This is a genomic window from Actinomadura physcomitrii (genome assembly GCF_008923205.2).
GTDB classification, from domain to species: Bacteria; Actinomycetota; Actinomycetes; order Streptosporangiales; family Streptosporangiaceae; genus Spirillospora; species Spirillospora physcomitrii.
Genome location: NZ_WBMS02000048.1, coordinates 59,111 through 72,831, shown reverse-complemented (window position 1 = coordinate 72,831; position 13,721 = coordinate 59,111). Strand labels below are relative to the sequence as shown.

Sequence of the window (13,721 nt, the reverse complement as noted above, 5' to 3'; positions counted from 1 at the left end):
GTGCCGCGCCGCCCGCCGAGCCCGCGGGCGGGCGCGGCTGGGCCTCCGAGGAGGGCCGCGGCGGCGCCGTCGCGCCGTCCGCGTCGGCCACCCAGGCGGTCCCGGCGTCCCCGCCGCCGCTCCCGCCGGAGCGCGGCCGCTCGTCCCGGGTGAACGGGGCCGGGTCGTCCGGAGCGGGGTCGGCGTCGCGCTCGTCGTCCGGGCCGCGCGGCACCCGCGTCGCCGGCGGCGCGAACGGCAGCGGTGCGTCCACCGGGAACGGGGCGTCCGCCCTGCCGAAGACGCCGCCCGCGGCGGGCAAGCCGCCGCGCAAGGGCGCCCCCAAGGGCCGCTCGGACAAGCCCACGGAGGGTGACAAACGCCCCGCCTCGGACATAGCCGCCGACCTGTGGCCGGACGGCGGTGACCCGACCCGCACCGCCGAGGACCCGCTGTACCTGCTCGGCGGCAAGGTGCCCAGTGCGGACAAACCCGCGCCCTCCGCCGACAAGCCCGCGGCCGACAAGCCCGTGTCCGACAAGCCCATGTCCGACAGGGGCCGGGGCGGCAAGTCCGCCGAGCCGGGCAGCGGGTCCGGCAAGGGAAAAGGCGACTCGTCCCTGATGCACTACGACCTGGACAGGTGACGCAGGGGGCTTCGGGACGGAGCGTCAGCACCCCTGAGAGCACGGTCGAGACCGCGATCGACCTGCCCGTCCTGCCCGACCCGGCGCCCGCGGCGCCGCCCGCGCGGGGCCGGGGCGGGCGGATCGCGGGCAAGGCCGGCCGGCTGCTGGCGTCCGCGGGCGGCGCGGTCGCCGTGCAGTTCGTCACCGCGGGCGGCAGCCTGGTCGTGCAGTCGCTGGCCGCCCGCACGCTCGGCGCGTCCGGCTACGGCGCGTACGCGCTGCTCTTCTCGATCATCGTGATGATCACCTCGGTGCAGACCAGCTGGGTCGGCGACACCCTCACGGTGTTCGACCGGTTCGAGCCGCGGGTGCGCGGCGCGCTGCTGCTGTCGGTCGCCGGCACCGTCGCCGCGGGCGCCGCCGTGGGCGCGGGCGTCGCGGCCGTCATGCACCTCGCCGGGCCGCTCGGCATCGGGCTGTTCGCGCTCTCGGTGGCCCTGTGGCTGCTGGAGGAGACCGGGCGGCGGATCTTCACCGCGCGGATGGAGTTCTGGCGGCTGACCGTCAACGACGCCACCTACCTGGTGACGACGCTCGCGGTGCTCGGCGGCGCGCTCGGCGCCGGCGCGGCCGCCTCGGTGGAGCTGCTGCTCGCCGCCATGTGCGCCGGGTCGCTGGCCTCGATCCTGCTGGCCCGGGTGCGGCTGCCGCGCGAGGAGTACGCGCTCGCCCCGCTGCGCGGCACCGCGTTCCGGGAGATCCTCGCGTTCTCCTGGTGGCGGTCGGTGCAGGCCGGGATCCGGCCGACGGCGCTGCTGCTCGCCCGCGTGATGATCGCCGGGTTCGCGTCCACCGCGGCGCTGGCCGGGGTGGAGGCGGCGCGGCTGCTGCTGTCGCCCGCGCTGACCTTCGTCAACGGGGCCGGCTGGTTCCTGCTCGGCGACTTCGCCAAGGCGCAGAAGGCCGGCCGGCCGATGCGGGCCCGGCAGGCGGTGCGCGCGTGCGGGCTGATGTCGGGGATCGCCCTCGTGATGAGCCTCGGCGGGATCGCGCTGGTGGGGTGGCTCGGCCCGGTCGTGACCGGCGGCTCGTTCACGGTGGACCGGGTGGCGCTCGGCGGCTGGGCGCTGTACTCGGTGTGCTTCTCCTGCACGCTGCCGCTGGCCAGCCTGGCGACGGCCCGCAAGCAGTCCCGGTCGGTGTTCGTGATCCGCGGGGTGGAGAGCCTCAGCGGCCTGGCGGTGCTGCTCGGCCTGCTGGCCGCCGACCCGGGGCACGCCGCGCTCGCGCCGTACTGCCTGGGCGCGGGCGGGATCGTCTCGGCGGTGATGCTGTGGCGGATGCTCCGCAAAGGCGACCCGCCGCGCGGGGGCGGCGGGCCGGCGGCATCGCCAGAGGCGGAGGTCCGGGAGTCCGGGGCGTCCGCCCGGACCGCGGCGTCAGGGGACCAACTCGTCGGCTGACGCGGGGACGCGGGCGCGGGTGGCGCCCGTGGGACGGGCCGCGCGGCGGCGCCCTGCGAGCCAGACGGCGGTCGTCCCGGCGCCGAGCACGACGACCGTCCACGCGATCGGGACGGCGCCGACGCCGAACATCTTCAGCGCCGACGCGACCAGCACCAGCGCCAGCACGCGGCGGATGAGGCCGCCGGGGGCCCGCGAGGAGATCTTCGAGCCGAGGTAGACGCCCGGGATCGAGCCGACCAGCAGCGCCGCGGTGACCTCCATCTGGAAGTCGCCGAACAGCAGGTGCCCGAGCGCGGCGGCGAACACCAGCGGCACGGCCTGCAGCAGGTCGGTGCCGACGAGCTGGTTGGCCTTCAGTGACGGGTACAGCGCGAGCAGCGCGACGATGATCAGCGAGCCGGAGCCGACCGAGGTGATGCCGACGACCAGGCCGCCGACGAGCCCGATCAGCACGGTCGGCACCGGCCGGATCCGGATCTCGGGGGCCGCGCCCTCCGCGCCGTTTGCACTGCCGGGGCGGTGCCGGTCGCGGCGGGCGAGCACGCCGCGGACGGCGAGGCCGCCCGCGGCGATCAGCAGCGCGACGCCCATCGCCTTGCTGATCAGGTCCTCCACCCCGTCGCCGTGGCCGAGGGCGCGGGCCAGCAGCACGCCGCAGAACGCGGCGGGCACCGAGCCGGCGCACAGCCAGCCGACGAGCCGCATGTTGATCGTGCCCTGCCGGTAGTGGACGGCGCTGCCGACCGGCTTCATCACCGCCGCCGCCACGAGGTCGCTGGAGACGGCGGCGAGCGGGCTGACGCCGAAGAACGTGACGAGCATCGGGGTCATGAGCGCGCCGCCGCCCATCCCCGTCAGGCCGACGACGATGGCGACCAGGAACGAGCCGAGGGCCATGGTCCAGTCGAAGTCCACGCGTCGTTCACCCCCTACGGCGGCATGACCTACCTGCTATATAGGAAAACTCGCCTAACACAGTACGGGACCGCACCCGGGTCTGTTAACCCGGGTGTAGCCCAACAAACGCGACTAGGGTGACGATCTACGACAAGAGTGATGAAAGGGGGCTATTCGGTTCGGAGCCAGCCGCCCGCGACCAGCAGCTCCAGGACCCGCCCCACCGCCTCGTCCGGCGTCATCGCCGAGGTGTCCAGCGTGAGATCGGCGTCGTCCGGCACCTCGTAAGGGTCGGAGATCCCGGTGAACTCGGGGATCAGCCCCGCCCGCGCCTTGGCGTACAGGCCCTTGCGGTCGCGCCGCTCGCACTCCTCCAGCGGCGTCGACACGTGCACCAGGATGAAGTCGCCCGCCGCCGACACCATCCGCCGCACCTGCGCCCGGGTCGCCGCGTACGGCGCGATCGGCGCGCAGATCGCCACCCCGCCGTGCCGGGTGATCTCCGCCGCGACGAACCCGATCCGCCGGATGTTCAGGTCGCGGTCGGCCTTGGAGAACGTCAGGCCCGCCGACAGCATCCGCCGCACCACGTCCCCGTCCAGCAGCGTGACCGTCCGGCCGCCGCGCTCGACCAGCGCGTCCGCCAGCCCCCGCGCCACCGTGGACTTGCCCGAGCCCGACAGGCCCGTGAAGAACACCGTGACGCCCCGCGAGTGCTTCGGCGGCCGGGCGCGCGCCAGCTCGGCGGCGACCGCCGGCGGGGTGTACCAGTCCGGCACGGGCTCGCCCGCGTCCAGCAGCTCGCCGAGCCGCTCGGCGGTCAGCTCCGCCTGCACGTGGTCGGGCTCGATCCGAGCGACCGGGCGCCAGACCTCCACGTCCGCGTCGTAGGCCCACGGCTCGGGCACCACGACCGGGATCGCGGTGCCCTCCATCTCCTGCTCGGCGAGCAGGTGCGTGGCGCCGTACGCGGCGGCGACGTGCGCGCGCAGCAGCAGATCGCGGTCCGCGTCGTGGCCGGCCGCGTCGCCGCGGAGCGGCAGCGGCACCGGGATGATCCGCGTCCCGTCCGGCAGCTCCTTGCGGACGCCCAGCAGCGCCCGGACGAGCCACTCGTCGTGCTCGCCGCTCAGCAGCGGCAGCACCAGCACCTGCGCGCCGAGCCGCTCGGCGACCTGCCGGATCTGCCCGAGCTGCCTGCGGTGCAGCGGCTCGCGGGTCGCGACCGCCAGCAGCGGGCCGTCCACCGGGTCCAGCTCGTCGGGACGGCGGCGCAGGGAGTGGAACGGTCCGTGCGCTGGGGAGCGGAGCGCCTCCAGCGGCCCCGCGAGGCGCCAGCCCTGGGACGTCGGGTCCTGCCAGGCCTCGGCGACCTCCAGCACCGCCAGCGGCACGCCCTCCGGGTCCTGCAGGACGATCCGCTCGTGCGCGGTCAGCTCCTCGGGCACCGCCAGGGTGACCGGGACCGGCCACGGCGTGCCGTCGGCGAGCCGGCCTCCGGCGATCACCATCGCGGCGTCGAAGGAGCCGAGGAACCCGGTCAGCGGCCGGTACACGCCCGCGAGCAGCAGCTCCAGGTCGGCGAGCTCCACCGCGTCCGGAGCCCACCCGGGCAGGTCGCGCAGCGTGTCGGGAAGGCCGGCTTCGGCGGTCACCGCGGTCTCCGATCCCGCCCGGCGCGCACGCCGGGCCGATGCAGGTCAAGGGTCGATTTCCCGCCAAATTACTGCGGTCGCGGCGGTGCCCGCACCTCCGCCCCCGTCAGATCAGCCGGGCGAAGCGGTTCTCCGGCTTGCGGATGACGAGGGTGACGTCGCTGTGGTCTGCGGTGAGGCGGCCCCGGCTCACCGACGCCACCAGCCGGCACAGCAGGCCGGTGAGGCCGGTTCCGGCCCCGAGCGCGTCGACGGCCTGCCGGGAGGTGTACTCCTCGGTGATCATCAGCCCGCGCATCACGCAGTACCACTGCATGCCCTGCCGGGACGCGACCTTGTCGTAGACCGCGGGCGGCGGCTGCGGCCGGGCCCGCCCGGCGCGCGGCTCGGGCGCCGGGGCCCGCCGCCTCTGGCGCCGCGGAGCGGGCGGCTCCCGTCCGGCGGCGTCCTGCCCGCCCGCGTGCGGCGCGGCGGCGTCGCGCACCGACGGCGGGGCGGCGGCCTCCGCCGCGCCCTTCCCCGTGGTCTCCGCGGCGCTCCCCGCCGGGCCCCCGGCGGGAACGCGGGCGTGGGCGCCCCGCGCGGCCCGGCCGGGACGGGACTTGCGGCTCCGGCCCGAGGCGTGCATCCAGCGCGGCAGGTGGCGGTCGAGGAACCCGAACGCGGTGTTGCGGTCGCGCAGGTGGACCAGCAGCAGCCCGCCCGGCTTGAGCGCCGCGACGAACCGGTCGAGGACCAGCTCGGCGTGCGGGACCCGCTCGACGAGGTAGGCCGCGTGGACGATGTCGTAGGCGCGCGGCGGCATCGGGACCGTGCGCAGGTCGCCGAGGTGCCACTCGTCGAGGTCGGGCCGCTCGCAGGCGTGCGCGCGCAGCTCCGGGGACTCCAGGTCGACCCCGGTCACTTGGCATTCGCGGTCGCCGAGGTCCAGCCCCGCGCCCCAGCCGCAGCCCGCCTCCAGGATGTGGATCCGCTGCAGGGGCTTCTCCAGTGCGTACTGCCTTGCGCGTTCTGAGAAGAGATCGCCGTCGTTGACCGGCGGCGTACGCAGATCGGTCACAGTTTCGCAGCGTAATCGCTCGACTGCGCTCTGTCGGCTATTTGCCCATTCTCGGTAAGCGTCGTGTCGCCCTCCGCGACCGCGGGCACCGGCGCCGCCGGCGGCGCCGCCAGCGCGAGGGCGTGCGCGGGCGCGTAGTCTGGTACGCGGTGCCGGGTCCGCTCGCGGATTCCGGTTGTTCGGGCTGCCCTGCCCCTCGGGGTGAATGCGAACTTACGGGCGAAGATGACGCTTTCTGGACTTGTTGACCTTGCGTGCGCCGACCCTGAGCTGGAGCGCGCGCTGAAGCGGGCGCGCACCGACACCGAGGTCGTCGCCCCCGCCGCCACCTGGCCGATCCTCGCCGCGGCGTTGAGCCGCGCGGTCGCCTCGCGCTCCGCCGGGCCCGGCGGACGGCACGGCGCCGTGCTGGCGGTGACCGCGACCGGCCGCGAGGCCGAAGACCTCACCGCCGCGCTGACCAGCCTGATCGGCCCCGGCCGGGTGGCGCACTTCCCGGCCTGGGAGACGCTGCCGCACGAGAAGCTGTCGCCGCGCTCGGACACGGTCGGGCAGCGGCTCGCCGTGCTGCGCCGGCTCGTCCACCCCGACGCCGGCGACGCCCCCACCGAGGAGGAGGCCGGCGCGCACCTGCCGGGCAAGGGCGGCGCGCTGGACGTCGTCGTCACGCCGGTCCGCGCCGTCCTGCAGCCGATCGTGTCGGGCCTCGCCGACCTGGAGCCGGTCCGGCTGGTGTCCGGCGAGGACGCCGACATGGACGACGCCGTCCGCCGCCTCGTCGACGCCGGGTACCACCGCGTCGACCTGGTCGAGAAGCGCGGCGAGATCGCGGTGCGCGGCGGGATCCTCGACGTGTTCCCGCCCACCGAGGAGCACCCGCTGCGGGTCGAGTTCTGGGGCGACACCGTCGAGGAGATCCGCTACTTCAAGGCCGCCGACCAGCGGTCCCTCGAAGTGGCGCGGGACGGGCTGTGGGCGCCGCCGTGCCGCGAGCTGCCGCTGACGGAGAAGGTCCGCGAGCGCGCGAAGCTGCTGGCCGAGGAGCACCCCGCGCTGGAGGACATCCTCGGCCGGATCGCCGACGGCGACACCGTCGAGGGCATGGAGGCGTTCTCGCCCGTCCTCGCCGACAGCATGGAGCTGCTCACCGACCTGCTGCCCGAGGGATCGGCGCTGCTGGTGTGCGAGCCGGAGCGGATCCGCACCCGCTCGGTCGAGCTCGTCCGCACCAGCCAGGAGTTCCTCGAGGCCAGCTGGGTGAACGCCGCCGCGGGCGGCGAGGCCCCCATCGACCTCGGCGCCGCCGCCTTCCGGTCGCTGGAGGAGGTCCGGCGGCACAGCACCGAGCTGGGCCTGCCGCGCTGGAGCGTCACCGCCCTGAACCCGGAGGGCGACGCGCTGAACCTCGGCGTGCACGCCGCCGAGGCGTACCGCGGCGACACCACCCGCGTCGTCGGCGACCTCAAGGGCTGGATCGACGCCGGCTGGCGCGTCGTCATGGTCACCGCCGGGCACGGGCCCGCCGAACGCCTCGTCCAGCTCGTCGGCGAGGAGGGCATCGGCGCGCGGCTCGCCGACGTCGCCGCGCCGCCCGAGCCGTCCGTCGTCACCGTCACCACCGGGCTGCTGGAGAACGGCTTCACCTGGGAGCCGGTCAAGCTCGCGGTGCTGACCGAGACCGACCTGTCCGGGCAGAAGTCGTCCACCAAGGACGTCCGCCGGATGCCGTCGCGGCGGCGCGGCGGCATCGACCCGCTGCAGCTCAAGCCCGGCGACTACGTCGTCCACGAGCAGCACGGCGTCGGACGGTACGTGGAGATGGTCAGCCGGACGGTGCAGGGCGCCACCCGCGAGTACCTGATCCTGGAGTACGCCAAGAGCGACCGGCTGTTCGTCCCGACCGACCAGCTGGAGGAGCTGACCCGCTACGTCGGCGGCGAGGCGCCCAGCCTGCACCGGCTCGGCGGCGCCGACTGGCAGAAGGCCAAGTCCCGCGCCCGCAAGGCCGTCAAGCAGATCGCCGGGGAGCTGATCCGGCTGTACTCGGCGCGGATGGCGAGCCCCGGGCACGCGTTCGGCGCCGACACCCCGTGGCAGCGCGAGCTTGAGGACGCCTTCCCCTACGTGGAGACGCCCGACCAGCTCGCCGCCATCGACGAGGTCAAGGGCGACATGGAAAAGCCCGTCCCGATGGACCGGCTGATCTGCGGCGACGTCGGCTACGGCAAGACCGAGATCGCGGTGCGCGCCGCGTTCAAGGCCGTCCAGGACGGCATGCAGGTCGCGGTGCTGGTGCCGACGACGCTGCTCGTCCAGCAGCACCTGTCGACGTTCGCCGAGCGGTTCGCGGCGTTCCCGGTCGTGGTGAAGCCGATCAGCCGGTTCCAGACCGACGGGGAGATCGAGGCGACGCTGCGCGGCCTCGCCGACGGCACCGTGGACGTGGTGGTCGGCACGCACCGCATCCTGTCGGCGCAGACGAAGTTCAGGAAGCTCGGCCTGGTGATCATCGACGAGGAGCAGCGGTTCGGCGTCGAGCACAAGGAGGAGCTGAAGCGGCTGCGCACCCAGGTCGACGTCCTCGCCATGTCGGCGACGCCGATCCCGCGGACGCTGGAGATGGGCCTCACCGGCATCCGGGAGATGTCGACGATCCTGACGCCGCCGGAGGAGCGGCACCCGGTGCTGACGTTCGTCGGCCCGTACGAGGAGAAGCAGATCGCCGCCGCGATCCGCCGCGAGCTGCTGCGCGAGGGCCAGGTGTTCTTCGTGCACAACCGGGTGCGGTCGATCAACAAGGTCGCGGCGAACCTGGCGCAGCTCGTCCCGGAGGCGCGGGTCGCGATCGCGCACGGCCAGATGAACGAGCACGAGCTCGAGAAGGTCATGGTCGACTTCTGGGAGAAGAACTACGACGTGCTCGTCGCCACGACGATCGTGGAGTCGGGGCTGGACGTCCCGAACGCCAACACGCTGATCGTCGACCGCGCCGACATGTACGGCCTGTCGCAGCTGCACCAGCTGCGCGGGCGCGTCGGCCGCGGCCGCGAGCGCGCGTACGCCTACTTCCTGTACCAGCCGGAGCAGCCGCTGACCGAGACCGCGCACGAGCGGCTCGCGACGCTGGCGCAGCACACCGAGGTCGGCGCCGGCATGTACGTCGCGATGAAGGACCTGGAGATCCGCGGCGCGGGCAACATCCTCGGCGCGGAGCAGTCCGGGCACGTCGCGGGCGTCGGGTTCGACCTGTACGTCCGGATGGTCGGGGAGGCCGTCCGGGACCTGAAGGAGGGCGGCGCCGAGCCCGAGGCCGTCGAGACCAAGGTCGAGCTGCCCGTCGACGCGCACCTGCCGCACGAGTACGTGCCGGGCGAGCGGCTCCGGCTGGACGCCTACCGGCGGATCGCGGCGATCACGTCCGAGGACGAGATCGGCGCCGTGCACGACGAGCTGAAGGACCGGTTCGGGCCGCTGCCCGTCCCGGTGCTGAACCTGCTGGAGGTCGCCCGGTTCCGCGCGAAGGCCCGCAAGGCGGGGCTCACCGACGTCACCGTGCAGGGCAACCACATCAAGTTCATGCCGGTGGACCTGCCCGACTCCAAGCAGGTCCGGCTGCAGCGGCTCTACCCGAAGAGCATCCTCAAGGCCGCCAGCGACACGCTGCTGGTGCCCGCGCCGAAGACGGCGCCGCTCGGCGGCCGGCCGCTGCGCGACCAGGACCTGCTGAAGTGGGCGACGGACCTGGTCGAGGCGCTGTTCCTGGAGGCCTCGCCCGCGTCGTCCGCCGGCCGGGGATAGGCTGCTTCGGATCGCCGGTGATCAGGGGCCAGGGCCGTCCCGACGCGCCGGACGACGCACAGCGACGAACGACGAGACGAGGATTCCGTGCCCGGTAAGTCCGTGAAGGTCGTGGTGGCCGCTGTGGTGGCGGCCGGCGCGCTGGCCGGCTGCGGCGGCCAGACCCGCGTCGGCACCGCCGCCCTCGTCGGCGGCGACCGCATCACCGTCACCTCCCTCGACCAGACCGTCCGGGACTGGCGCGGCCAGTTCGAGGACGACCCGGTCGCCAACCAGATCCGGGCGAACTCCACCGGTCTCGCGCCGGGGCTCGCCGACGAGGAGTCCGAGACGGACATGGAGGGCGCGCTGAGCCTGCTGGTGAACTTCCGCGTCGCCGACCGGGTCGCCCGCGACGCGGGCGTGCCGGTGCCGGACGGGCTGACCGCCCAGACCGCGGCGCTCATGGACCAGCGGGGCGGCGCCGGCTCGATCACCCTGGCCAGCGGCCTGCCGCGGTCGCGGGCCCGCGACCTGGCGCGTTTCATCGCCACGCAGACCGCGGTGATGCAGCGGTTCGGCGCCGACCTGAGCAACGCGCGCAGCCCGCTGACCGTGCAGGCCGCGCAGCAGTGGGGGCTGAAGTTCCAGCAGGCGGCGCGCGACATGCACATCAAGATCAACCCGCGGTTCGGCCGGTACGACGCGGCCAAGGTCGACATCGGGCCGGTCGTGTACGAGCTGTCGACGGCCGAAACGGGCACCGCCGAAAAATGAGCGGAGCGAACCGGGGGGTGCGTTCATGGGGTTGACGCTGCTGGCGACGACGCATCGGGTGGCGCCCGGGCTGCTGACCTGGAAGGCGTGGGACGCGCTGCGGTCGGCGGGACGGGTGCTCGCGCGGCCCGGCCATCCGCTGCTGCCGTACCTGCGCGACGCCGGGGTGTCCGCCGAGGAGACCGCCGTCCCGGACCCGGCCGCCCTGGTCGCCGCCGCGCGGGAGGCGCGGGTCGTGTGGATCGCGGCGCCCGAGGGCGACGAGGACCTGATGCGCGCGGTCGGCGCCCTCGTGGTGAACGACCCGCTGGACGTCGAGGTGCTGCACGGCTCCTACGACCTGCCGGGCGCGCGGCTGCTCGACCTGGTCGCGGTGATGGAGCGGCTGCGGGCCGACTGCCCGTGGGACCGTGAGCAGACGCACGAGACGCTCGTCCCGTACCTGCTGGAAGAGTCCTACGAGGTGCTCGACACCGTCGAGAACGGCGACTACGGCGCGCTGCGCGAGGAACTCGGTGACGTGCTGATGCAGGTGGCGTTCCACTCGGCGGTGGCGTCCGAGCGCACCGACGACACCGCGTTCACCATCGACGACGTCGCCGCCGGGATCGTCGACAAGCTCGTCCGGCGGCATCCGCACGTGTTCGCGGACGTGGCGGTGTCCGGCGCCGACGAGGTCAACGCGAACTGGGAGCAGATCAAGGCGGCGGAGCGGGCGGCGAAGAGCGGCGCGGACGCCTCGGCGCTGGACGGCGTCCCGATGGGCCAGCCGGCGCTGAGCCTCGCGGCGCAGCTGCAGCGCCGCGCGGGCCGCATGAACGCCCCGGACGAGCTGCTCCCGACCGCCGACGACACCGGCGATGACCTGGGAATACGGCTGTTCGACCTGGTTCGGGAGGCCGCCGGCCGCGGTCTGGACGCCGAGGCGGAGTTGCGGGCCGTTTCCCGGGTATTCCGCGATCGTGTCAGAGCGTGGGAACGGCGGCCGGGGCACGGCTGATCCGGCGGATCCCGGGCGGAAGATCCCCGATGGGGTGGTCCGCCGGAAGTCGCCCGTCTACAGTGAGCGCGTGCCGAACGGGGCCGGAGACGGCGGCGGGAACGGGAACGGGAACCGGTCACCGGTGCGCCGTCGCCGCCGGCTGCTGACCGCCTCCACCACCCGCGCCGAGAAGCTCCGCGCGCTGCGCGGGCTCGGCCTGCTCGGCGGGGTCGCCGGGCTGCTCATCGCGCTGCTGGTGCTGCCGACGGCCTGCACCGCCGGGGTCAACGCGCGCGACTCGGCGCGCTGGTTCGACAGCGCCCCCGCCGACCTGGACACCTCCGGCGTGCCGCAGCGGTCCCGGATCCTCGCCGCGGACGGTTCCACGCTCGCGACGTTCTTCTACCAGAACCGGGTGGACGTCCCGCTCGACGCGATCGCGCCGATCGCCCGCAAGGCGGTCGTGGCGATCGAGGACAGCCGCTTCTACGAGCACGGCGCGATCGACGCGCAGGGCACGCTGCGCGCGCTCGTCAGCGACCTCGGCAACGGCGAGGTCACCCAGGGCGGGTCCGGCATCACCCAGCAGTACGTGAAGAACCTGCTGCTCACCCAGGCCGACTCGGCGGCCGAGCGCAACGCCGCGAAGGAGATCTCCGCGGCCCGCAAGATCCGCGAGCTGCGGTACGCGGTGGCGGTGGAGCAGCGCTACTCCAAGGACGAGATCCTGCGCCGCTACCTCAACATCGCCTACTACGGCGCGGGCGCCTACGGGATCGAGGCGGCGTCCCGGCGGTACTTCTCCAAGCACGCCTCGCAGCTGGACCTCGCCGAGGCGGCGCTGCTCGCCGGGGTCGTCCGGTACCCGTACGCCTACGACCCGACGCGGCATCCGGAGGCGGCCCGCGAGCGCCGCGACACCGTCCTGGAGCGGATGGCCGACCTCGGCTACATCACGCGGGCCACCGCGGCGGCCACCGAGCGGCAGCCGGTGCGGCTGAAGGTCCAGGACGTCAAGAGCGGCTGCGTGACGAGCTCGGCGCCGTTCTTCTGCGACTACGTCCAGCGGGAGATCCTCGCGAACCCGGTGTTCGGCGCGACGCCCGCGACCCGGGAGAGGCTGCTGAAGCGCGGCGGCCTCACCATCCGCACCACGCTGGACCGGCGGGCGCAGAAGGCCGCGCAGCGCGCCGTCGACGCCGCCGTCCCGGCGAAGAACTCGGCGCACAAGGCGGCCGCCGAGGCGATGGTGGAGCCGGGCACGGGCCGGATCAAGGCGATGGTCGTCGACCGCAGGCTCGGCTCGGACAAGGTGCGCGGCAAGACCTGGATCAACTTCGCCGCGGACGCCGACCACGGCTCCAGCATCGGGATGCAGGCCGGGTCGACGTTCAAGGCGTTCACGCTGGCCGCGGCCCTCGACCAGGGCCTGCCGTTCGGCACCCGGCTGATGGCGCCGAAGGAGTTCACGCCGGTCGGCTACCGCGACTGCAAGGGCCGCCGCGTCGGCGACCCGAGCGCCTCGCTGCACAACGCGGGCGACGGCGAGGGCGGCAAGCCGTTCAGCATCGTCACCGGCACCCAGCACTCGGTGAACACCTTCTTCCTCGCGCTGGAGAAGAAGGTCGGGCTCTGCCCGACGGTCAAGATGGCCGAGAAGCTCGGCATGAGGCAGGCGACCGGCGCGCCGCTGCAGCAGTACCCGTCGTTCACGCTCGGCATCAACCAGGTGTCGCCGGTCCGGCTCGCCGCCGCCTACGCGGCGTTCGGGGCGCGCGGCCGGTACTGCTCGCCGATCGCGATCACGCAGATCACCGACGCGGCCGGGCACCGCCTGAAGGTGCCGAGCGCGCACTGCGGGCAGGCCATCGGCAAGGAGACCGCCGACGCCGTCAACTACGTGCTGAGCGGCGTGCTCACCAAGGGCACCGCCGCCGGGCAGGGCATCGGACGGCCCGCCGCCGGCAAGACCGGCACGGTCGACGACTTCTCCGCCGCCTGGTTCGCCGGGTACACCCCGGACCTGGCGTCCGCGGTGTGGGTCGGCGACCCGCGCGGCGGCTACAAGCACCCCATGACGGACCTGTGCATGGACGGCCGCTGCTACGGCCCCGTCTACGGCGCGACGATCCCCGCGCCGATCTGGCACCGGAGCATGGTCGGCGCGCTCGCCGGGACGCCCGCGTCGCCGTTCGTCCGGCCGCCGTCGCGCTTCTTCAGCAAGGGGTCGGGCGAGGAGAGCGCCAAGCTGCCCGACGTGCGCGGGATGAAGGTCGAGGACGCCGCCGCGAAGCTGCGCGGCGCCGGGTTCGAGGTGCGGATCGGCGGCGCGGTGAAGTCCGACTACCCGAAGGGGACGGTCGCGGAGGTCTCCCCGTCGTCGGCGCGGCCCGGCGGCACGGTCACGCTGCGCCCGAGCAAGGGCGCGGGAGGTCCGAAGCGCCGCGACGAGGCCGGCGGCCCGCGCCGCGGAATCCCGGGCTGACCTGCGTACCTGTG

At 74.3% G+C, this 13,721-nt stretch carries 8 protein-coding genes and 1 pseudogene; 6 read left to right on the top strand and 3 right to left on the bottom strand.

The window, feature by feature from the left end; translation table 11 throughout:
- A pseudogene (locus F8568_RS39270) lies at positions 1 to 626 on the top strand (hypothetical protein); the annotation flags it as partial.
- Positions 623 to 2,071, top strand: coding sequence for a lipopolysaccharide biosynthesis protein (locus tag F8568_RS39265; RefSeq protein ID WP_151598689.1), 1,449 nt, complete (start codon positions 623 to 625; stop codon positions 2,069 to 2,071). The pseudogene F8568_RS39270 and the gene F8568_RS39265, both read left to right, overlap by 4 nt.
- Here F8568_RS39265 and F8568_RS39260 read toward each other — a convergent pair.
- The 3 genes from F8568_RS39260 to F8568_RS49050 all read right to left on the bottom strand — a co-directional run bounded on the left by F8568_RS39260 (position 2,048) and on the right by F8568_RS49050 (position 5,686).
- Positions 2,048 to 2,989, bottom strand: coding sequence for a sulfite exporter TauE/SafE family protein (locus F8568_RS39260; RefSeq protein WP_328601221.1), 942 nt, complete (start codon positions 2,987 to 2,989; stop codon positions 2,048 to 2,050). The genes F8568_RS39265 and F8568_RS39260 overlap by 24 nt on opposite strands.
- A 152-nt stretch (positions 2,990 to 3,141) precedes the next feature.
- Positions 3,142 to 4,626 carry an adenylyl-sulfate kinase gene (gene cysC, locus F8568_RS39255; protein ID WP_151598688.1) on the bottom strand — a complete coding sequence of 495 codons (1,485 nt, stop codon included), beginning with the start codon at positions 4,624 to 4,626 and terminating at the stop codon, positions 3,142 to 3,144.
- 106 nt (positions 4,627 to 4,732) lie between these two features.
- Positions 4,733 to 5,686 carry a class I SAM-dependent methyltransferase gene (locus F8568_RS49050; RefSeq protein WP_328601220.1) on the bottom strand — a complete coding sequence of 318 codons (954 nt, stop codon included), beginning with the start codon at positions 5,684 to 5,686 and terminating at the stop codon, positions 4,733 to 4,735.
- 225 nt (positions 5,687 to 5,911) lie between these two features.
- Between F8568_RS49050 and mfd the strand changes: the two genes are divergently transcribed.
- The 4 genes from mfd (at position 5,912) to F8568_RS39225 (ending at position 13,707) form a co-directional block, all read left to right on the top strand.
- Positions 5,912 to 9,484, top strand: a complete 3,573-nt coding sequence (mfd, locus tag F8568_RS39240; RefSeq protein ID WP_151598687.1) for a transcription-repair coupling factor — start codon at positions 5,912 to 5,914, stop codon at positions 9,482 to 9,484.
- Between the two features lie 87 nt (positions 9,485 to 9,571).
- Positions 9,572 to 10,240 (top strand): hypothetical protein, encoded by a 669-nt coding sequence (locus tag F8568_RS39235; protein WP_151598686.1) that lies wholly within the window; start codon positions 9,572 to 9,574, stop codon positions 10,238 to 10,240.
- Positions 10,241 to 10,265: 25 nt separating this feature from the next.
- Complete coding sequence (locus F8568_RS39230; protein WP_151598685.1) at positions 10,266 to 11,240, top strand: MazG family protein; 975 nt, start codon at positions 10,266 to 10,268, stop codon at positions 11,238 to 11,240.
- A 70-nt stretch (positions 11,241 to 11,310) separates the two neighbouring features.
- Positions 11,311 to 13,707 carry a transglycosylase domain-containing protein gene (locus tag F8568_RS39225; protein WP_160573925.1) on the top strand — a complete coding sequence of 799 codons (2,397 nt, stop codon included), beginning with the start codon at positions 11,311 to 11,313 and terminating at the stop codon, positions 13,705 to 13,707.
- The last annotated feature ends 14 nt before the right edge of the window (positions 13,708 to 13,721 follow it).